Annotated in this window: 13 protein-coding genes; 10 read left to right on the forward strand and 3 right to left on the reverse strand. The window is 59.2% G+C overall.

What is annotated here, in order from left to right; translation table 11 throughout:
• The first annotated feature begins 109 nt into the window (after nt 1-109).
• Entirely contained in the window at nt 110-4,930 is a 4,821-nt protein-coding gene (locus GVL50_RS01680; RefSeq protein ID WP_159811525.1) for an NEL-type E3 ubiquitin ligase domain-containing protein, read from the forward strand.
• 3 nt (nt 4,931-4,933) lie between these two features.
• On the opposite strand, the gene mnmC is transcribed toward GVL50_RS01680, so the two are convergent.
• A complete protein-coding gene (gene mnmC, locus GVL50_RS01685) occupies nt 4,934-6,913 on the reverse strand; it encodes a bifunctional tRNA (5-methylaminomethyl-2-thiouridine)(34)-methyltransferase MnmD/FAD-dependent 5-carboxymethylaminomethyl-2-thiouridine(34) oxidoreductase MnmC (protein WP_159811526.1) in 1,980 nt (659 codons plus the stop codon).
• Between the two features lie 227 nt (nt 6,914-7,140).
• Between mnmC and pap the strand changes: the two genes are divergently transcribed.
• Both pap and GVL50_RS01695 read left to right on the forward strand, forming a co-directional pair.
• The gene (gene pap, locus GVL50_RS01690) at nt 7,141-8,655 is read left to right on the forward strand and encodes a polyphosphate:AMP phosphotransferase (protein WP_159811527.1); all 1,515 of its coding nucleotides are present in this window, start codon (nt 7,141-7,143) and stop codon (nt 8,653-8,655) included.
• A gap of 102 nt (nt 8,656-8,757) precedes the next feature.
• Nucleotides 8,758-9,942, forward strand: coding sequence for a thiolase family protein (locus tag GVL50_RS01695; protein WP_159811528.1), 1,185 nt, complete (start codon nt 8,758-8,760; stop codon nt 9,940-9,942).
• Between the two features lie 101 nt (nt 9,943-10,043).
• Here GVL50_RS01695 and GVL50_RS01700 read toward each other — a convergent pair whose 3' ends face one another.
• Nucleotides 10,044-10,247: a DUF6316 family protein gene (locus tag GVL50_RS01700; protein WP_159811529.1), complete on the reverse strand. Its 204-nt coding sequence runs from the start codon at nt 10,245-10,247 to the stop codon at nt 10,044-10,046.
• Nucleotides 10,248-10,458: 211 nt separating this feature from the next.
• Between GVL50_RS01700 and GVL50_RS01705 the strand changes: the two genes are divergently transcribed.
• Nucleotides 10,459-11,412 carry a DMT family transporter gene (locus GVL50_RS01705; RefSeq protein ID WP_159811530.1) on the forward strand — a complete coding sequence of 318 codons (954 nt, stop codon included), beginning with the start codon at nt 10,459-10,461 and terminating at the stop codon, nt 11,410-11,412.
• A gap of 84 nt (nt 11,413-11,496) precedes the next feature.
• Here GVL50_RS01705 and GVL50_RS01710 read toward each other — a convergent pair whose 3' ends face one another.
• Nucleotides 11,497-12,891, reverse strand: coding sequence for a class II fumarate hydratase (locus GVL50_RS01710; protein WP_008079761.1), 1,395 nt, complete (start codon nt 12,889-12,891; stop codon nt 11,497-11,499).
• 194 nt (nt 12,892-13,085) lie between these two features.
• Here GVL50_RS01710 and GVL50_RS01715 point away from each other — a divergent pair, with 194 nt between their 5' ends.
• From GVL50_RS01715 to GVL50_RS01740, 6 genes are all read left to right on the forward strand, one after another.
• Nucleotides 13,086-13,607 carry a DUF2059 domain-containing protein gene (locus GVL50_RS01715; protein WP_053122485.1) on the forward strand — a complete coding sequence of 174 codons (522 nt, stop codon included), beginning with the start codon at nt 13,086-13,088 and terminating at the stop codon, nt 13,605-13,607.
• Between the two features lie 12 nt (nt 13,608-13,619).
• Entirely contained in the window at nt 13,620-13,919 is a 300-nt protein-coding gene (locus GVL50_RS01720; protein ID WP_008079766.1) for a BolA family transcriptional regulator, read from the forward strand.
• Between the two features lie 163 nt (nt 13,920-14,082).
• Complete coding sequence (locus tag GVL50_RS01725) at nt 14,083-15,024, forward strand: rhodanese-related sulfurtransferase (protein WP_053122483.1); 942 nt, start codon at nt 14,083-14,085, stop codon at nt 15,022-15,024.
• Nucleotides 15,025-15,059: 35 nt separating this feature from the next.
• The gene (locus tag GVL50_RS01730) at nt 15,060-15,662 is read left to right on the forward strand and encodes a DsbA family protein (protein WP_172680145.1); all 603 of its coding nucleotides are present in this window, start codon (nt 15,060-15,062) and stop codon (nt 15,660-15,662) included.
• On the forward strand, nt 15,655-17,472 hold the full coding sequence (locus tag GVL50_RS01735) for an ABC transporter ATP-binding protein (RefSeq protein ID WP_159811531.1): 1,818 nt from the start codon (nt 15,655-15,657) through the stop codon (nt 17,470-17,472). Before GVL50_RS01730 ends, GVL50_RS01735 begins: the two co-directional genes overlap by 8 nt.
• Before the next feature lie 103 nt (nt 17,473-17,575).
• Nucleotides 17,576-20,035 (forward strand): EAL domain-containing protein, encoded by a 2,460-nt coding sequence (locus GVL50_RS01740; RefSeq protein WP_159811532.1) that lies wholly within the window; start codon nt 17,576-17,578, stop codon nt 20,033-20,035.
• The last annotated feature ends 43 nt before the right edge of the window (nt 20,036-20,078 follow it).

Consider the following 20,078-nt stretch of genomic DNA (forward strand, 5'->3'; position numbering starts at 1 on the left):
TGCAAAAAACTGCTGAATTACCGGGGTTTCAGCCGTTTTTTTAGGTTTTTTATTTTTCCTCGGTATTGATATGGTCGTCGTTCGAACCCGCAATAAAGGACTATTGCAGATGCCGACCACAGAAATAAAAACGCAGTCTCAAGATCTGACTTTGAACACGTTGCTCGACGCCACTGGCGATCTGGACAGCGCCGAAGCCTTGCAAAAAAACCTGCCCGCTTTTTTGCTGAAATGTTCAGCCACCCAACTCGCGGCGATTGATCGAACCACTCGAGAGTTGCATGCCGTTCAACTGACAGTCGAAAAGGAGCTGGCCACGCTCAAGCCGTTGCACTCCTTTTGTATCGATGAACTGACCGTTGCGCTGCGCCAGAAATGGCCGGTGGATTTCGACGTAGAAAAGGATTTTCTGAGCTTGCCCGGTGCCGATTGCGGCTGCGAGCCGATATCGACAGATGAAAACGGCGTAAAAACCTTTCCGGCGGCCACGCAGACGTTGCTACAGGCCGCCATGCAGAATTTCACCGAAGAGGAAGCCGCCGGCGGTTTTCCCGTCGGCAGTCAGGTCGTCGTACAAAGCACTCCGGGCGGCCTAAGCGGTTTGACTGTGGCAGCCTTTGCCGCGCTATGCCGAGAGCTGGATCTTGGTAAACGCTATCAGGCGCATTTTCAGCAGGTTTTCGGGCCTTTGGAGGGTGACGACAAGGCCGTGGTGCGCAACGCCATGGTTCACGACATAGCGAACATGAAAAAGCTGTCGTTGCAATTGGACACCCAACTCGCCGCCATCAAAAATCACATCACCCCCGCCGGTTTGCAGACTGTGCAACGGCTTATTGACGCCGAGGGTGTGGTGTCGGCGGCAACGCTGCTCTACAACAAACAGACACTGATGATGCAAGGCCTGGAGATTTTCGACAGCTGCGTCTGGGGTGTCGTGGTGTTTTGCGCCCATTCGTTCGAATCGCATCCTCAGGAACCGTGCCTGGTGTATATAGCAGGAGAGCCCGAGCGCGCGTTGTACGAATACCCGAGCTTCAATGCGTTCAAACAGTACCTGACGCAAAAGTTGAAGGATCGGCGCTACAAGGATTACTTCGCCAACAGCATTGATGAAGATGACAAGGCAGATTTTTTCAAGGCTGTAGCCGATTCCGCTGAGTTGGGATCCATCAAATCGTTGCCGATCACGGTGCCGCTGTTCGAGTTCATGGTGCAAAGTCACGTAGGCAAAATGCAGGTTGATGCACGCAAACTGGCGGTGCCGACCGCCGACATTGATGACGATGCACGCCGCAAACGTCTGCTGGATTTTCTCCAGCTCGGTGTCACCGTCGCCTCCGTAGCAGGATTTTTTGTACCGGTGCTTGGCCAACTGATGATGGGCGTTGCGGTAGGGCAATTGCTTGGCGAGGTGTATGAAGGCATCGAGGACTGGCAGCGGGGCGACCAGCAGGAAGCGCTGTCACACCTGCTCAGCGTGGCGGAAAATATTGCACTGATGGGCGTGTTCGCGGGTGGCCAGAAAGTCGTTGGCACGCTCGGACGCGATCTGGTGCGTTCACATCCGGCGTTCTTCGGCCAGTTCACCGCGATTTACAATCAGGCCGGCAAACCACGCCTGTGGAAACCTGACTTAAGCCCTTACGAGCATGACCTTCCGCGCGGATTCACGCTGGCTGAAGGAACCGAAGAACTGCATCAGATCGGCAGCACGGAGTACGGCCGCGTCGGGCACCGGATCCTTGCGGGCACTTTCGATTCGACATCGCGTACCTGGCGCCTGCAACACCCTGGACGCCCTGAAGCGTTCTCCCCTGTGCTTGAGCGTCACGTCGAAGGTGGCTGGCGCACTCCGGCCGAAGACACAGAACAGTGGCGCAGCGCGGCGTATACCCTCAAACGCATCGATCCACAGCTGTGTGATTTTACCGATGCCGAACTGGACATGATGCGCAGGATCAGCGGCGACCGCTACGAAGAATTACAGCGTGCCTCGCGCGACAATCTGGCCCTGTCATCCCGGCTGCGCGACAGCGTGGAGCGACTGCGTACGGAGCGACGGTTACGCGTGCTCATCTCCGAGCTTGAGCGGGGCGAAACCCACTCAGGGCAACCTGTGCATGAACAGTTGCGTGCGTTGTCGAAGCTGCCCGGCTGGCCCACAGACCGTTACATCGCGGTCACCGATGCCGCGGGCGAAGTCACCGCAACCTACCCCCTCACCACGGTGCGCGATGATCGTCTGAGTGTGGTGATCACTGAAGACCAATTGGCCGAAGGTCAATTGCTGCAAACGGTGATCGATGGTTTGTATCAGAAGGAAGTCGATGCCTTGCTGGGGGGCAATCCCGGTCGTCAGAACGAGCGCGAGATTCTCGCTAAAAAACTCGGCTCACGGCTCAAGGCTGATCGTCCGGCGGTGTTCCAGCGAATGTATGAGCGCTATGACCGGATCGAGGCTGACGATGTGCAGAAGCTGCGCAATACGTTTGTCGAGCTGCCGGCGCGCCACGCGCAGCGTCTTATCGATCAAGCGCCGAGTGTCGAGCGTCTGCACCTGCGTTCTACCGGTCGAGTGCCTGTCGGTCTGGCGCAGAAGGTCAGGGCCGCGACCCATCAGGTACGTGTTGATCGTGCGCTGATCGGGCTTCATTTGCCGGCAATGGCCAACCCGGACACTGAAAAACTGGCCATACAGTTACTGCCACGCCTGAGCGGCTGGGATGCACAACTGCGGCTTGAGGTACGAGAAAAAAACCTGAAAGGGCCTTTGCTGGAAGCGATTGGTGTCGAGCCGGCGACGCCCTTGAACACCCGCACTTTGGTTAAATCCAATGGCGGGTATGAGGTGTTTGATGGCGACAGCAAATCGCTGGGACGGGTTGAGGCGGGGGCTGACGATCTCCACCGAGCCATTCTCAAGGCGCTGACTCCTGCGCAACGTGCCGCCGCCGGTTTTCCCGATCCGGTGTCTGCTGATGGGGCTCGACTACGCAACAAGCTGCTTGAAACTGCACTGGACGAGCGCGAGGTGACTGCGCGGATGTTGATCTCCGGCAAGTCTGAGCCGGTTGTTTTCGAGCCGGCTTGTGTGCAGGCCGATCAGGTGGTGACGACGACTCATCCGCGAGCATTGCTGCGCAAAGTCTTGAGGCTTTTCCCCAGCTACACCGAGACCCAGGCCAGCCAATTGATCGATCAGTTGGGCAACGACCCGCTGACCCGGGCAACCGGTGTTAAAGCGTTGCGTGAGGATCTGCGCAGCCTGCGCGATGCACTGCAACTCTGGAGCGAGGATGAGCCCGCGATAAGGGCGCTCGGCGGGGATGGGCAAGAGGTGCGTCATAGTCGCAAAGCCACCGCTGAACTGATTGAGGACAGTTTTCGGCGACTCTTATGGGTCAGAGACGCCAATGGCCAACCCGTTTGTACCTTGAATCTGGACGGCATGCGAGTCGGCAAACTGCCCACCCTGCCACCTGGTCTGAAGTTCGACCACATCAAACGATTGTCGTTGAGAAACATGGAGCAAGGCGACGATATCGCGTATTTCCTTCGCTCGTTCAAGCAGGTTGAAACGCTGGAGCTTGATCGCAATAAGCTCACTCGGCTGCCGGAAATTCTGTCGTTCATGCCTGATCTTGGTCGGTTGAGCCTGGCGGGTAACCAGATCAGGCTGACCGAGCAGACGCTGTTGAAGCTGAGCCAGTTACGCACGCTTCACAGTTTGAATCTGAGCGGCAATCCGCTGGGGGCAACCCCGGATGTCAGTCATATGTTGAAATTGCGCTCTCTGGCACTGCGCGAGACCGGTGCTACGGAATTGCCCAAAGGTCTGGCACGCTTGCCGGATCCGGACTGGGTGGATTTGCGCAACAACGAAATAAAGGTATTGCCGGATTGGCTCTTCACAACCCCGCGCCGTTTCAGTGAGGCACTTAACCTGCGATTCAATCCACTGTCCGATGTCAGCAACACGCACCTGTCCAATTACCGGGAAAACATCGGCGTCGGCATGGGCTATCTGGATAACGATAATGCCCGTCTCGATGAAAACCAGGCGCGATCGCTCTGGTTCACTGACGGCGCGGGGGAGGACTGGAATCGTCGTAACCGAATCTGGACGGCATTGAAGGATGATCCGAGGGCCGAAGGATTATTCCATTTGCTGGCGGAACTCAGTCATACCGCCGATTCCGAGAAAGCGACCAAGGACATGCATCGACGGGTCTGGGCGGTACTCGAAGCGGCGGAGCAGCGAGCGCCGTTGTACGAACAGATCCTCGATCTGGCGGCCAATCCGATCAACTGTACGGACAGTGCGGCGATAAACTTCAGTCATCTGGAAATCGCCTTTGAAGTCGACAGGGTGATCAGCCCTGCTGAAAGTCGGGTAAATGGTGCCAAACCCCTGATCAAACTCGGCCGTGGTCTGTTCCGTCTGGATCAGTTGAACCAGATCGCTCAAGAACATGCCGACAAGAATCCGACCGCCGATCCTTTGGAGGTCAACCTCGCGTATCGCACCGGTCTCGCCGATGACCTGGATCTGCCGGGGCAGCCGCGGTTCATGCGTTATGCATTACTGGGCGGTGTGACCCGTGCTGATCTGGACATTGCGAAGAACAGGATCATTACGGCTGAAGCTTCAGCGCAGTGGGTGACGTTCCTGCAGCGCCAGTCATTCTGGTGCGATTACCTCAAACGCACGTTCAGTCGCCAGTTCTCCAACATTGACGAGACGTTTTCATCGCAGCTGGATGCCGTATTTGAACAGGCGAGCACACTCAGTTCCGCCGATTATCTCAGCCAGATGGATGCGATCAGGTTCCAGCGTGAGCTGGCTGAGGAAGCTGTGCTGACACGCCTGACCGACGATGCGATACGTTTGGTTAATCTGGGAATCTGCGCCATGCCTCAAGGGTGAAAGTTACTTGCCGCGAATCAGACGGCGCAGCGCAAAGCGATTGGGATGGCACGCCTCAGCGACACTTCGCGGCAGCGGCAACGGTTCGTTGTCGAGCCAGGCGGCGAGCAATTCACCCGACAGCGGTGCGGTGATCAGACCGCGAGAGCCGTGACCGCTGTTGACGTAGAGCCCGTCAAGCCACGGGCAGGCCACGTCCGGAACCTGGCGGGCATCTTTGGCTAACGTGGCGTATGCCTGATCGAATGCTTCGCGGTCGGCGAGGGGGCCGACGATCGGCAAATAGTCAGGGCTGGTGCAGCGGAAGGCAGCGCGGCCCTGAAGGTTTTCGACAGGCTGTTCGCTGATGTGCAGACGCGACACGAGGTCGCTGGAGATTTCTTCGAGCATCGCCAGATTGCCTTCGTGTTCGGCGATGGTCGGGGTCAGGTCGTCGCTGTTGAAATCGAAGCTCGCCCCGAGGGTATGTTCGCCTAAACGTGCCGGGGCGACGTAGCCTTCGGCGCAGACTACGGTGGTCAGGGCCTGGCTTTCTGCGGTCTCGGCAAGGCGAGTGATTTGTCCGCGAATGCGCTTGAGCGGCAGCTCGGCACTTTGCGCAAAACGTTTGATCTCGGCGGCGCCGGCCAGCACCACGACCGGTGCGCTGGCCAGTAAGCGGTCACCGTCGAAGGCTTGCCACTGATCGTCAACTTTGCGCAGTTCCAGCACATCACGATGGCTGAGCAGTTCGATGTTCGGTTGCGCCGCTTGCGCCTGACACAGCGCCGGCGGATGCACCCAGCCGCCTTCGGGGTAGTACAAACCGCCGTGGGCCAGACCGATGCCGGCGCGGTGTTGCGCTTCGGGCTGATCGAGCCATTGCAGTAAATCTTCGGGGAAGGCTGCGGCCAATTGTGCGTGGCGCTCGGCTTCCTTGGCATTGAAAGCCAGTTGCAGCACGCCGCAATCGTCCCAATCGGTGCCGCGTTGCAGGGTTTCCAGCAAGCGACGGGTGTAGCTGAAACCGCTGACGATCAATTGCGATAACGCGGTGCCGTGGGCGGAGAGCTTCAGATACAGCACGCCCTGCGGATTGCCCGAGGCTTCTTGCGCCACGCCATCGTGGCGCTCCAGCAAGCTCACTTGCCAACCGCGCGCGGCGAGGCTGGAAGCGGTGGCGCAACCGGCCAGTCCAGCGCCGATCACCAGCGCCCGACGTTCAGTGGTGAGCGGAGCAGGGCGGGCGAACCACGGTTTTTCCGAGGCGGGTGGCGCAACGTCTGACGGCCAACCGAGGAACTCGCCACGCAGAATTTCCCACTTATGGCCAATGCCCGGCGTGCGCTTCATTTTGAAGCCGGCGGCGTTGAGCAAACGGCGCACCCAACCGGTACTGGTGAAGGTGCTGATGGTCGAGCCGGGTGCCGCGAGTCGTGCCAGTTCGACGAACAGTTCCGCCGTCCACATGTCGGGGTTTTTCGCCGGGGCGAAACCGTCGAGAAACCATGCATCGATCTGCGCATCGAGTTGCGGCAGTTGCTCCAGTGCATCGCCGATCAGCAGGGTCAGCGTCACGCGACCGTCGGCCAGAGTGATGCGCTGAAAGCCTTGATGGATGGCTACGTAATGCTTGAGTAACTGATCGGCCAGCGGTTTGAGTTCTGGCCACAAGGCCAATGCCCGTTGCAGATCGGCCGGGCTCAGCGGGTATTTTTCGACGCTGACAAAATGCAACCGCGCCCCGGCCACGGCGTGTTGTGCGAACAACTGCCAGGCACAGAGAAAATTCAGCCCGGTGCCAAAACCGGTTTCGCCGATAACCAGGCGACCGCTTGCCGGCAGCGCAGCAAAACGCTCGGCCAGGCGGTTTTGTTCGAGGAACACATAACGGGTTTCATCCAGACCGGACTTGTCGGAAAAATACACGTCATCAAACACTCGCGAACGCGGGCGTCCCTGTTCATCCCAATCGAGTTGGGCGTGGGGCAATACGGGTTTCATGGCAGGCTCGGCAACGTCAAGGCGGCCATTCTAGCCGATCGGGCGAGGGTTGCTTGATCCATGGCAAGGTCTGATCCAGGGGGCCATGGAAAATGTCAAAAGATCGCAGCCTGCGGCAGCTCCTACAGGGTGGATTGCATTCCAGTGTAGGAGCTGCCGCAGGCTGCGATCTGTTCAGAGGTTGTCATCATCCGCTAGTCTTGCTGAACCCTGGAAGGAGCCGTCCAATGTTTGAATCCGCTGAAATCGGTCACGCCATCGACAAAGACACCTACGAGGCCGCCGTCCCGGCACTGCGTGAAGCGCTGCTGGAAGCCCAGTTCGAGTTGCAGCAACAGAAGCGTTTCCCGGTGATCATTTTGATCAACGGCATCGAAGGCGCGGGTAAGGGCGAGACGGTCAAGTTGCTCAACGAGTGGATGGATCCGCGCCTGATCGAGGTGCGCACCTTCGACCAACAGAGCGACGAAGAACTCTCGCGGCCACCGGCCTGGCGTTACTGGCGGATGCTCCCGGCCAAAGGGCGGATGGGGATTTTCTTTGGCAACTGGTACAGCCAGATGCTCCAGGGGCGAGTCCACGGTTTGTTCAAGGATCCACGCCTGGATCAAGCGATCGCTGGCGCCGAGCGTCTGGAAAAGATGCTCTGCGATGAAGGCGCGCTGATCTTCAAATTCTGGTTTCACCTGTCGAAGAAGCAGATGAAGGCACGGCTCAAAGCGTTGGCCGACGATCCGTTGCACAGCTGGCGCATCAGCCCGCTGGACTGGCAGCAATCGGAGACCTACGACAAATTCGTCAAATACGGCGAGCGCGTGCTGCGCCGCACCAGTCGCGATTACGCGCCGTGGCATGTCATCGAAGGCATGGACGCAAATTACCGCAGTCTGGCCGTCGGCAAGATTCTCCTTGAAGGTTTGCAAAGTGCGCTGAAACGCCCGGACGTGCATCCCCACGATGTCAGCGCCGCGCCGCTGGGCACACCGGTTGATCATCTGAACCTGCTCGACAGCCTCGACCTGACCCAGCGTCTGGACAAGAAAGATTACGAAGAACAACTGATCACCGAACAGGCGCGCCTGTCCGGTCTGATGCGCGACAAACGCATGCGTCGCCATGCACTGGTCGCGGTGTTCGAAGGCAACGATGCAGCGGGCAAGGGCGGGGCGATTCGTCGGGTCGCGGCGGCGCTCGATCCGCGCCAATACAACATCGTGCCGATTGCCGCGCCGACCGAAGAGGAACGTGCGCAGCCGTACTTGTGGCGTTTCTGGCGACATATTCCGGCGCGCGGCAAATTCACCGTGTTCGACCGTTCGTGGTACGGCCGAGTGCTGGTGGAGCGCATTGAAGGTTTCTGCACACCGGCGGACTGGCTGCGTGCGTATGGCGAGATCAATGACTTCGAGGAGCAACTGGCCGACGCCGGGGTGATCGTCGTCAAGTTCTGGCTGGCCATCGACAAGGACACGCAGATGGAGCGTTTCCAGGAGCGCGAAGAGATCCCGTTCAAGCGCTTCAAGATCACCGAGGACGACTGGCGCAACCGCGACAAGTGGGACGATTACCGTGCCGCCGTCGGCGATATGGTCGATCGCACCAGTTCCGAGATCGCGCCGTGGACGTTGGTTGAGGCCAATGACAAGCGCTGGGCGCGAGTGAAAGTGCTGCGCACGATCAACCGCGCGCTCGAAGACGCGTTCGAGAAATCCGACAAGCACGCGAAAAAGCACAAGGACTGAACCGATGGACACGCATACGCGGGGTGAATGATTGTCGCGGTCGGCAATGGGGTGGACTTATGCTCGGTTCACTCTCAACCGACAGCAACAATGAGGTATGCCATGCGTGAAGTGGTGATCGTCGACAGCGTGCGGACTGGCCTGGCCAAATCCTTTCGCGGCAAGTTCAACCAGACCCGCCCCGATGACATGGCGGCACACTGCGTCAACGCGCTGCTGATGCGCAATGACATCGACCCGGCCAGCGTCGAGGATTGCATCGTCGGCGCTGGCTCCAACGAAGGCGCGCAGGGCTACAACATCGGCCGCAACGTCGCGGTACTCTCGCGTCTGGGCACCGGCACCGCCGGCATGACCCTCAACCGTTTCTGCTCGTCGGGCTTGCAAGCGATTGCGATTGCCGCCAACCAGATCGCCTCGGGTTGCAGCGACATCATCGTCGCCGGCGGCGTCGAGTCGATCAGCCTGACGATGAAAAGCGTCAACACCGATCACCTGATCAACCCGCTGCTCAAGCAACAGTCGCCGGGCATCTATTACACGATGGGTCAGACTGCCGAAGTGGTTGCGCGACGTTATGGCGTCAGCCGTGAGGCGCAGGATCGCTATTCATTGCAGAGCCAGATCCGCACCGCGCAGGCGCAGGCGGCCGGGCTGTTCAACGATGAAATCGTGCCGATGTCGGTGAAGTATCGCGTTGAAGACAAGAACACTGGCGAAGTGCAAATTCTCGACGGCGTGGTTGATCGCGATGACTGCAACCGTCCGGACACCACCTATGAAAGCCTCGCCGGGTTGAAACCGGTGTTCGCTGAAGACGGTTCGGTGACGGCGGGCAACTCGTCGCAACTGTCGGATGGCGCGTCGATGACGCTGGTGATGAGTCTGGAAAAAGCCCTGGAATTGGGGCTGAAGCCGAAAGCGTTTTTCCGTGGGTTTACCGTGGCCGGTTGCGAGCCGGACGAGATGGGCATCGGCCCGGTGTTCTCGGTGCCGAAACTGCTCAAGGCGAAAGGTTTGCAGGTGGCGGACATTGATCTGTGGGAACTCAATGAGGCGTTCGCTTCGCAGTGCCTGTACAGCCGTGATCGGCTGGAGATCGATAACGACAAGTACAACGTCAACGGTGGCTCGATTTCGATTGGTCACCCGTTCGGCATGACCGGGTCGCGGCAGGTCGGGCATCTGGTGCGGGAGTTGCAGCGGCGTAATTTGCGTTACGGGATTGTGACGATGTGCGTGGGCGGCGGGATGGGCGCGACGGGGTTGTTTGAGGCGGTGCGCTGAACCCTGAAAGATTTGTTGATTGATCGACCGCTATCGCGAGCAGGCTCACTCCTACAATTGGAATGCATTCCCCTGTAGGAGTGAGCCTGCTCGCGATGGCATCAACCGGATATCCGGTTGGAATCCAGCCCCTGCATCCGCGCAATGTAAGCCTGGATTTCCTTCTCAATCTGCTCGGCACTCTCAAACGGCCCCTCAAGGGTGTTTTCCCGAGTGCTGAAATACAGTTCGCCATTGACCCGGCACACGCGGTCGCTGCGAAAGTGCGTGGCGGGGGCGTTGTCTTGGGCGCGCATGCCTAACATGATCGGTCTCCTTGGCTGAGGCGCTGAACGGGATCCAATCAGCTTATGCCTGAAGCACTTAGCTCGCGCGGCCAGCCGATCAACGGCAGCGCGTCAATTTAATGCTGCGACCTGCACAGTTTCATTCATGTCCTGGCCCCAACTGTCCCTGTGTCGCGCCCGGCGGCACGCCTAGAATGAGCGCACTTGTCAGCAGGCTTTTGGGGTTCGCATGCACATTTCATCCGGTCGCTGGGTTTACGGCTTGTTCCTGGCGCTGCTGACCGCGTTTCTGTGGGGCATCCTGCCGATCAAACTCAAACAGGTGTTGCTGGTGATGGATCCCGTCACGGTGACCTGGTTTCGCTTGATGGTGTCCGGCAGCTGCCTGTTCATTTATCTGGCCGCGGTCAAACGCCTGCCGAGCCGCAAAGTGCTGGGGCCCAAGGGTGGCTGGCTGGTGCTGATGGCGGTGCTTGGCCTGGTCGGCAACTACGTGCTGTATCTGATGGGCCTCAACCTGCTGAGCCCCGGCACCGCGCAACTGGTGGTGCAGATGGGGCCGATCATGTTGCTGATCGCCAGTCTGTTTGTGTTCAAGGAGCGTTTCAGCATTGGCCAGGGCATTGGATTGTTGGTGCTGCTGGTCGGTTTTGTGCTGTTCTTTAATCAGCGTCTGGCTGAGTTGCTGACCTCACTGTCGGATTACACCGCTGGCGTGTTGTTGGTGCTGCTGGCGTCGACGGTCTGGACATTTTACGCGCTGGGTCAGAAGCAATTGCTCACGGTGTGGAATTCGTTGCAGGTGATGATGGTGATTTACCTGTTCTGCGCGTTGTTGCTGACGCCGTGGGTGCACCCGCTCGAAGCGCTGGAGCTGAGCCCGTTGCAGGGTTGGTTGCTGCTGGCGTGCTGCATGAACACGTTGATTGCCTATGGCGCGTTTGCCGAAGCGCTGGCGCACTGGGAGGCGTCGCGGGTCAGTGCGACGTTGGCGATTACGCCGTTGGTAACGTTTGGCGCGGTGGCGATTGCGGCGGGGATCTGGCCGGAGTACGTGCATGCCGAGCAGATCAATGGGCTTGGTTATGGCGGGGCGGTGTTGGTGGTGTTGGGCTCGGCGCTGGTGGCGTTGGGACCGTCGTTGATTGCCGGGCTCAAGGCGCGGCGCATGCGTATGGCCTGAAGATCAAAAGATCGCAGCCTGCGGCAGCTCCTACAGAGAACGCATTCCAATGTAGGAGCTGCCGCAGGCTGCGATCTTTTGTTTTTAGCCCTTGGCCCCAGCCTCAATCATATTCTCCGGCCGCACCCACGCATCAAACTCTTCATCCGTCAGGTAGCCCAACGCCAACGCCGCCTCACGCAACGTCAGCCCCTCGCTGTAAGCCTTCTTGGCGATTTCCGCCGACTTGTCATAACCGATGTGCGGATTCAGCGCCGTCACCAGCATCAGCCCACGCTCCAGATGCCGCGCCATGACTTCCGCATCCGGCTCCAGCCCGGCAATGCAGTGCTGCTGGAAGTTGCTGCAGCCATCGCCGAGCAGGCGAATCGATTGCAGCAGATTGTGGATGATCACCGGTTTGTACACGTTCAACTGCAAGTGCCCCTGACTGGCAGCAATGCCGATCGTCACGTCGTTGCCCAGCACCTGACAGGCGAGCATCGACAGTGCCTCGCACTGCGTCGGGTTGACCTTGCCCGGCATGATCGAGCTGCCCGGCTCGTTGGCCGGTAGGCGCACTTCGGCAAAACCGGCGCGTGGGCCGGAGCCGAGCAGGCGCAGGTCGTTGGCGATTTTCATCAGCGCCACGGCGAGGGTTTTCAGCGCGCCGGAGAGGCTGGTCAGCGGCTCATGGCCGGCGAGGGCGGCAAACTTGTTTGGCGCGGTGACGAAGGGCAGACCCGACAGCGCCGCCAGTTCGGCAGCAATCGCTTCACCAAAACCGTGCGGCGAGTTCAGCCCGGTGCCGACCGCGGTGCCGCCCTGTGCCAGTTCACACACCGCCGGCAGCGCGGCGCGGATCGCCCGTTCGGCGTAATCCAGCTGCGCGATAAAACCGGACAATTCCTGACCGAAGGTGATCGGCGTCGCGTCCATCATGTGCGTGCGCCCGGTTTTCACCAGTTTCATGTGCCGCGCCGCGAGTTCGGCGAGGCCTCCGGACAGCTCGGCAATCGCCGGCAGCAGTTGTTCCTGCACGGCTTGTGCGGTGGCGATGCTCATCGCAGTGGGGAAGCAATCGTTGGAGCTTTGCGAGCGGTTGACGTGGTCGTTCGGGTGCACCGGGGTTTTGCCGCCGCGCGGATTGCCGGCCAGTTCGTTGGCGCGACCGGCGATCACCTCGTTGACGTTCATGTTGCTCTGGGTGCCGCTGCCGGTCTGCCAAACGACGAGCGGGAACTGGTCATCATGCTGGCCGTCGAGGACTTCGTCAGCGGCCTGTTCGATCAGGCGGGCGATGTCGGCGGGCAGGTCGCCGTTGCGGTCGTTGACCCGGGCGGCGGCTTTCTTGATCAGGGCCAGGGCGTGCAGCACCGGCAGCGGCATGCGTTCCTGTCCGATGGCGAAGTTGATCAGCGAGCGTTGCGTCTGAGCACCCCAGTAAGCATCGTCCGGGACTTCGATCTGGCCCAGGCTGTCGGTTTCGATACGGCTCATCGTGCACACTCCTGTTGGTCTGTTTGCGCAGTTTAGGCCGGCTTCGGCCCGGGTGGTTCCATCGAATCGATTGTTGACCGGTAAAACCCCGCCAATCAAGCGCGGCAAGGCTTGGGGGGTTGAGCCGCAGCGATTTTTAGGCGCAGAATGGTCGCCCTTGGGGTTTTACCTCGCTTTGCTTAAAAGGAAACTCGATGACTCGTCTTCGTGCCATCTGTACCGCGGTTGCACTGGTTTGCGCCAGCGGCCAGGTGCTTGCCGATACCGCCAGCCACAACGCCAGTGCCGAAGCTTTCCTGACACTGGCCCACGCTGACAAACTGGGCACTCCGGTGTACATGCAAGTGCAGCAAATGTTCGCTCAGCGCTTTGAGCAGACCAAAGCCCCTGAAGCTAAAAAAGCCGTGCTGGAAACCTATCAGGCCAAGGCCAACGCCGCGCTGGATCAGGCCATTGGCTGGAACAAGCTGAAGCCGGACATGGTCAAGCTCTACACCACCAACTTCAGCGAATCCGAGTTGAAAGACCTGGTCGCGTTCTACCAGTCGCCACTGGGTAAAAAAGTCCTGGAAAAAATGCCGCAGCTGACTCAGCAATCGGCCCAGATGACCCAGGCCAAACTGGAAAGCGCGGTACCGGTAGTCAACAAGCTGCTGGAAGACATGACCAACGAGCTGGCCCCGAAAGGCGCTGCTCCGGCCAAGAAAAAGCCGTAAGCGGAGTTCGTGATGAGCATGCAACAACGCATCGAATCTACGCTGGGCCTGTTACAGCCTGAGCATCTGCAAGTGCTGGATGAAAGCCACATGCACAGTCGCGGGTTACAGACCCACTTCAAGGCAGTGGTGGTCAGCGCGCAGTTCGAAGGCCTGAACCGGGTCAAGCGCCACCAGAAAGTCTACGGCACGCTCGGCGAGTTGATGGGCGAGTTCCATGCGTTGGCGCTGCACACCTACACCCCGCAGGAATGGGCAGAGACCGGCGCCGCCCCGGCGTCGCCGACCTGTGCAGGAGGAAGCAAGCATTAAGATCAAAAGATCGCAGCCTGCGGCAGCTCCTACATGAGACCTGTGTAGGAGCTGCCGCAGGCTGCGATCTTTTTTGCTAGAATCCGCAACGCGCCGCTCACCCGGCGCGTTTTTTTTGAATCCGGTTCACCCTTTGCGAGGGTAGCCACCTGGAGAAATACCCATGACACAACCGATTGTCGTGGCGGCACTGTATAAGTTCGTCACCCTCGAAGATTACGTCAACCTGCGCGAGCCACTGCTGCAAGCGATGGTCGACAACCAGATCAAAGGCACCCTGCTGATCGCCGAAGAAGGCATCAACGGCACGGTGTCCGGCACCCGCGAAGGCATCGACGGCCTGCTCGCCTGGCTGAAGAACGACCCACGCATGATCGACATCGATCACAAAGAGTCGTACTGCGACGAGCAGCCGTTCTATCGCACTAAGGTCAAACTGAAGAAAGAAATCGTCACCCTCGGTGTCGAAGGCGTCGACCCGAACAAAAAGGTCGGCACTTACGTTGATCCGCAAGACTGGAACGCGTTGATCAGCGACCCGGAAGTGCTGTTGATCGATACGCGCAACGATTACGAAGTGTCGATCGGCACCTTCGAAGGCGCCATTGATCCGAAAACCACCAGTTTTCGCGAATTCCCTGACTACATCAAAGAACACTTCAACCCGGCCGTGCACAAGAAAGTCGCGATGTTCTGCACCGGCGGCATTCGCTGCGAGAAAGCCTCGAGCTACATGCTCAGCGAGGGCTACGAAGAGGTTTACCACCTCAAGGGTGGCATTCTGAAGTACCTCGAAGAGGTGCCGCAGGAAGAAACCAAGTGGCAGGGTGACTGCTTCGTGTTCGACAACCGCGTGACCGTGCGCCACGACCTCAGCGAAGGCGACTACGATCAATGTCATGCCTGCCGCACACCGGTCAGCGTTGAAGATCGCGCCAGCGAGCATTACGTCGCCGGCATCAGTTGCCCGCATTGCTGGGACAAGCTGAGCGAGAAGACCCGCCGCAGCGCCATCGACCGGCAGAAGCAGATCGAACTGGCCAAGGCGCGCAACCAGCCGCACCCGATCGGCTACAACTATAAGCAAGCATCCACCGAGGCTTAATCATGTCTGCACGCCTGCTCTATGTGATGGACCCGATGTGTTCGTGGTGCTGGGGTTTTGCTCCAGTGGCCAAGGCATTGGTGGAGCAGGCGCAGGCAGCCGGGGTCGAGCTGCATCTGGTGGTCGGCGGTTTGCGCACCGGCAGCGGCTCGGCGTTGGAGCCGACCACGCGGCGCTACATTCTTGAGCACTGGCAAGCGGTCACCGAAGCGACTGGCCAGCCGTTCAGATTCGACGGCGCGTTGCCCGACGGTTTTGTTTACGACACCGAGCCTGCCTGCCGTGCGATCGTCACCGCGCGCAGCCTGGCACCGGATTGCGCATGGACACTGGTCGGACTGATCCAGCAGGCGTTTTACGCCGAAGGTCGTGATGTCACCCAAGCCAGCGTGCTGGTGGAACTGGCCGAGCAGGCCGGCGTGCCGCGTATCGAATTTGCTGCGCTGTTTGACCGTGCCGATCAGCACGAAGCCACCTTGGCTGATTTCAATTGGGTGCAGGATCTCGGCATCGCCGGGTTCCCGACCTTGCTCGCCGAACGTAACGGTCAATTGGCGTTGCTGACCAACGGCTATCAACCGCTCAGCGAACTGTCGCCGTTGCTCGGCCGCTGGCTGGAGCGCGCTGCCTGTGCATGATCCGGCCGATGACACGCCAGTCGTAAAGCGTGTCGACCGGCTGAGCTGGGCAGAAGTCCGGCGATTGGCTCTCACACACAAAAAATCCCTGTGGATCGCTAACGGCGTGGCTGTTCTGGCGACGCTGTGCAGCGTGCCGATTCCGCTGCTGCTGCCGTTGCTCGTCGACGAAGTGCTGCTCGGCCACGGCGATGCTGCGCTGAAAGTCATGAACCATGTGTTGCCCAGCATGTGGCAGCAAGCGGCAGGCTACATCGGCCTGATGCTGGTGGTGACGCTGACGCTGCGTTGCAGCTCGCTGTGTTTTGGCGTGTTGCAGTCGCGATTGTTTGCGCGACTGGCCAAGGACATCGTTTACCGCATCCGCGTGCGCCTGATCGAGCGGCTCAAGCGGATCTCCCTCGGTGAATACGAAAGTCTGGGCAGCGGCACGGTGACCACGCACCTGGTCACCGATCTCGATACCCTCGACAAATTCGTCGGCGAAACCCTCAGTCGTTTCCTGGTGGCGATGCTGACCCTGGTCGGCACCGCGAGCATCCTCATGTGGATGCACTGGAAACTCGCACTGCTGATTTTGCTGTTCAACCCGCTGGTGATTTACGCCACGGTGCAGTTGGGCAAACGCGTCAAACACCTGAAAAAACTCGAGAACGACAGCACCGCGCGCTTCACTCAGGCGCTGAGCGAAACCCTCGATGCGATTCAGGAAATTCGCGCCGGCAACCGTCAGGGTTTCTTCCTCGGCCGGCTTGGCCTGCGCGCGCAGGAAGTGCGCAATTACGCGGTGAACTCGCAGTGGAAAACCGACGCATCCAACCGCGCCAGTGGTTTGTTGTTTCAGTTCGGTATCGATATTTTCCGTGCGGCGGCGATGCTCACCGTGCTGTTTTCCGACCTGTCGATCGGCCAGATGCTCGCGGTGTTCAGTTACCTGTGGTTCATGATCGGCCCGGTCGAACAACTGCTCAACCTGCAATACGCCTACTACGCGGCGGGCGGTGCGCTGACGCGGATCAACGAGTTGCTGGCACGCGCCGATGAACCGCAGTATCCCGGCGGCGTCGATCCGTTCAAGGGCCGCGACACCGTCGGTATTCAGGTGCAAGGGTTGAGCTTCGGTTACGGCGATGAACTGGTGCTCGATCAGCTCGATCTGTCGATTGCCCCCGGTGAGAAAGTCGCGATTGTCGGTGCCAGTGGCGGCGGCAAAAGTACTCTGGTGCAATTGCTGCTGGGGTTGTACACGCCGCTGTCCGGCACCATTCGTTTCGGCGGTTCGACCCAGCAGGAGATCGGCCTCGACACCGTTCGCGAGAACGTCGCGGTGGTGTTGCAACACCCGGCGCTGTTCAACGACACCGTGCGCGCCAACCTGACCATGGGTCGCACGCGCGACGACGAAGCCTGTTGGCAGGCGCTGGAAATCGCCCAGCTCGAAGCAACCATCCGCGCCTTGCCGGATGGCCTCGACAGCATCGTCGGCCGCTCCGGCGTGCGCCTCTCCGGTGGTCAGCGCCAACGTTTGGCGATTGCGCGGATGATCCTCGCCGAGCCAAAAGTGGTGATCCTCGACGAAGCCACCTCGGCCCTCGATGCCGCCACCGAATACAACCTGCATCAGGCCATGGCGCGCTTTCTCAACGGTCGCACCACGCTGATCATTGCCCACCGTTTGTCAGCGGTGAAGCAGGCCGATCGCGTGCTGGTGTTCGACGGCGGGCAAGTGGCTGAAGACGGCGACCATCAACAATTGATCGCCGATGGTGGTTTGTACGCCAAGCTCTACGGGCATTTGCAGCGCCACTGAGTTATCGGCATCCATGCCGCTTGCCGTGAGCCCAAACGCCTCCTAGTCTAGGAAGGTGGTCTGATCGGAAGGGATGATCAGGCAGTGCCATACAAGGGATCCCATGAAGCAAAAGCGGACGCTCGGAACGCCACGTTTGTTGGGCATCGTCTGGCCTTTCATTGCCGTCGTGTTGTTTCAGGCGTTATTGGGCGGTGTGAGTCTTTATGTCCTGTCGGCCGTGCGTGGTTACGTGGCGGGCGAGAGCCTGTGGTCGAAAGGTCAGAAAGACGCCATTTATTACCTCAACCTGTACGCCGACAGCCGTGACGAGGCGATCTTCCTCAAGTATCAGGACGCCATTGCCGTGCCGCAGGGCGGTCATCAATTGCGCGTGGCCCTGGATCGTCAGCCACCGGATCTGGAATCGGCGCGTGAAGGCATTCTCAAGGGTGGCAACCACCCGGATGACGTCTCCAGCCTGATCTGGCTGTACCTCAATTTTCGTCATTTCAGTTATCTGGAAAGGGCGATCGACCGCTGGACGGTGGGCGATGCCTATCTGGTCGAGCTGGATAACGTGGCACGCGAGATGCATCACAGCATCACCGAGAACACCGCGTCCGATGCGGATGTTCGCCTCTGGAAAGCGCAGATTTTTGATATCAACGACGGCGTGACGCCGGCGGCCAAAGCGTTCAGTGATGCTTTGGGTGAAGGTTCGCGGGTGATTCTGCGGCTGCTGCTGTTCACCAACCTCGCCACCGCGCTGGGGTTGATCGTGCTGGCGCTGTTGCGCACACGCAAGTTGCTCAAACAACGCCACGCGTTTGCCGAAGCCCTGCAACTGGAAAAAGATCGTGCGCATGTCACGCTGCATTCGATTGGCGACGGCGTGATCACAACGGATGTCGACGGCGCTATCGATTACATGAACCCGGCCGCCGAGGCTTTGACCCACTGGAAAGCCGAGCAGGCTGCCGGCTTGCCGTTGGCGGCATTGTTCAATTTGCTCGATGACAATGCGCAGGCCGAAGGGCAGACGCTGATCGAGCACATCCTCAGCGGCAAACTCAGCGGGGGCAGCGAACACTCCAAACTGATTCAGCGACTCGACGGCAGCACGGTGTCGGTGACGCTGGTCGGCGCGCCAATCCGCAATGCCGGCAAAGTCAGCGGCACGGTGCTGGTGTTGCACGACATGACCCAGGAGCGGCAGTACATCGCCAATCTGTCGTGGCAGGCAACCCACGATGCGCTGACCGGGCTGGCCAACCGTCGCGAGTTCGAATATCGCCTGGAGCAAGCGCTGCACAATCTCTCGCGGCAGGGCGGGCGACATGCGCTGATGTTCCTCGATCTCGACCAGTTCAAACTGGTCAACGACACCTGCGGTCACGCGGCGGGCGATGAGTTGTTGCGGCATATCTGCGCGTTGCTGCAATCAGGCCTGCGCGAGGGCGACACCCTGGCGCGGCTGGGTGGCGATGAGTTCGGGATCTTGCTGGAGAACTGCGCGCTGGAGGCAGCGGAGAAGATTGCCGACAGCCTGCGCCAGACCGTGCAGAACCTGCATTTCGTGTGGAAGGGCCGTCCATTTCTGACCACCGTCAGTATCGGCCTGGTGCATGTCGGTCAGACGCCGACCACCCTCGAAGCGTCGCTGCGCGCAGCCGACATGGCCTGCTACATGGCCAAGGAAAAGGGCCGCAATCGGGTGCAGGTCTATCACGCCGACGATTCGGAGCTGTCCCTGCGCTTCGGCGAGATGGCCTGGGTGCAACGCTTGCACATGGCACTGGAGGAAAACCGCTTCTGCCTGTACGCCCAGGAAATCGCTCCGCTGGGCGGCATTCAGGATGGCCGCGCGCACATCGAAATTTTGCTGCGCCTGCATGATGAATCCGGCCGGATGATTCTTCCGGACAGTTTCATTCCGGCCGCTGAACGTTATGGATTGATGAGTCAGTTAGATCGTTGGGTTGTGCAAAACGTATTTAAGGTTATTGCTCAATGTATTGCAGAAGAACATGAAGGCCCGTTGGCGATGTGTGCGATTAATCTGTCAGGCATTACTATAGGAGATGACGCGTTTTTGCACTTCCTGAGGGAACAGTTTGTTAACTATGCCATCCCGCCTGAAATGATTTGTTTTGAAATTACAGAAACCAGTGCTATTTCAAATTTAGGCAGTGCAATACGTTTTATTAATGAACTCAAAGGCTTAGGTTGTTACTTTTCGCTGGATGACTTTTGTGCCGGAATGTCTTCATTCGCTTACTTGAAACATTTACCTGTAGACTTCCTGAAGATCGACGGGAGTTTCGTAAAGGATATGCTGGACGACCCGATTAACCGCGCAATGGTCGAAGTGATCAATCACATCGGGCATGTCATGGGTAAGCAGACAATTGCCGAATTTGTTGAAACAACCCAGATCGAACAAGCCTTGCTTGAGATCGGAGTTGATTACGCTCAGGGTTACGTTATTGAGCGTCCGCAGTTGTTTACCTGTGACAGTTTGCAAAGTCGGCCCGCCAGACCGCAGCCACTGTTATTCAAAGCGCCTGGCACGTTCCGTTGAAATCTCTTGCCGATCCTTATAATCACAAATCAAAAGGAGCCGA

This window comes from Pseudomonas sp. 18058 (genome assembly GCF_902706155.1).
Taxonomy (GTDB): domain Bacteria; phylum Pseudomonadota; class Gammaproteobacteria; order Pseudomonadales; family Pseudomonadaceae; genus Aquipseudomonas; species Aquipseudomonas rustica.

What these genes read in the sequence shown, in the direction of transcription:
- GVL50_RS01680 (WP_159811525.1), top strand. Translation starts at nt 110, where the DNA reads ATGCCGACCACAGAAATAAAAACGCAGTCTCAAGATCTGACTTTGAAC.
- mnmC (WP_159811526.1), bottom strand. Translation starts at nt 6,913, where the DNA reads ATGAAACCCGTATTGCCCCACGCCCAACTCGATTGGGATGAACAGGGA.
- pap (WP_159811527.1), top strand. Translation starts at nt 7,141, where the DNA reads ATGTTTGAATCCGCTGAAATCGGTCACGCCATCGACAAAGACACCTAC.
- GVL50_RS01695 (WP_159811528.1), top strand. Translation starts at nt 8,758, where the DNA reads ATGCGTGAAGTGGTGATCGTCGACAGCGTGCGGACTGGCCTGGCCAAA.
- GVL50_RS01700 (WP_159811529.1), bottom strand. Translation starts at nt 10,247, where the DNA reads ATGTTAGGCATGCGCGCCCAAGACAACGCCCCCGCCACGCACTTTCGC.
- GVL50_RS01705 (WP_159811530.1), top strand. Translation starts at nt 10,459, where the DNA reads ATGCACATTTCATCCGGTCGCTGGGTTTACGGCTTGTTCCTGGCGCTG.
- GVL50_RS01710 (WP_008079761.1), bottom strand. Translation starts at nt 12,891, where the DNA reads ATGAGCCGTATCGAAACCGACAGCCTGGGCCAGATCGAAGTCCCGGAC.
- GVL50_RS01715 (WP_053122485.1), top strand. Translation starts at nt 13,086, where the DNA reads ATGACTCGTCTTCGTGCCATCTGTACCGCGGTTGCACTGGTTTGCGCC.
- GVL50_RS01720 (WP_008079766.1), top strand. Translation starts at nt 13,620, where the DNA reads ATGAGCATGCAACAACGCATCGAATCTACGCTGGGCCTGTTACAGCCT.
- GVL50_RS01725 (WP_053122483.1), top strand. Translation starts at nt 14,083, where the DNA reads ATGACACAACCGATTGTCGTGGCGGCACTGTATAAGTTCGTCACCCTC.
- GVL50_RS01730 (WP_172680145.1), top strand. Translation starts at nt 15,060, where the DNA reads ATGTGTTCGTGGTGCTGGGGTTTTGCTCCAGTGGCCAAGGCATTGGTG.
- GVL50_RS01740 (WP_159811532.1), top strand. Translation starts at nt 17,576, where the DNA reads ATGAAGCAAAAGCGGACGCTCGGAACGCCACGTTTGTTGGGCATCGTC.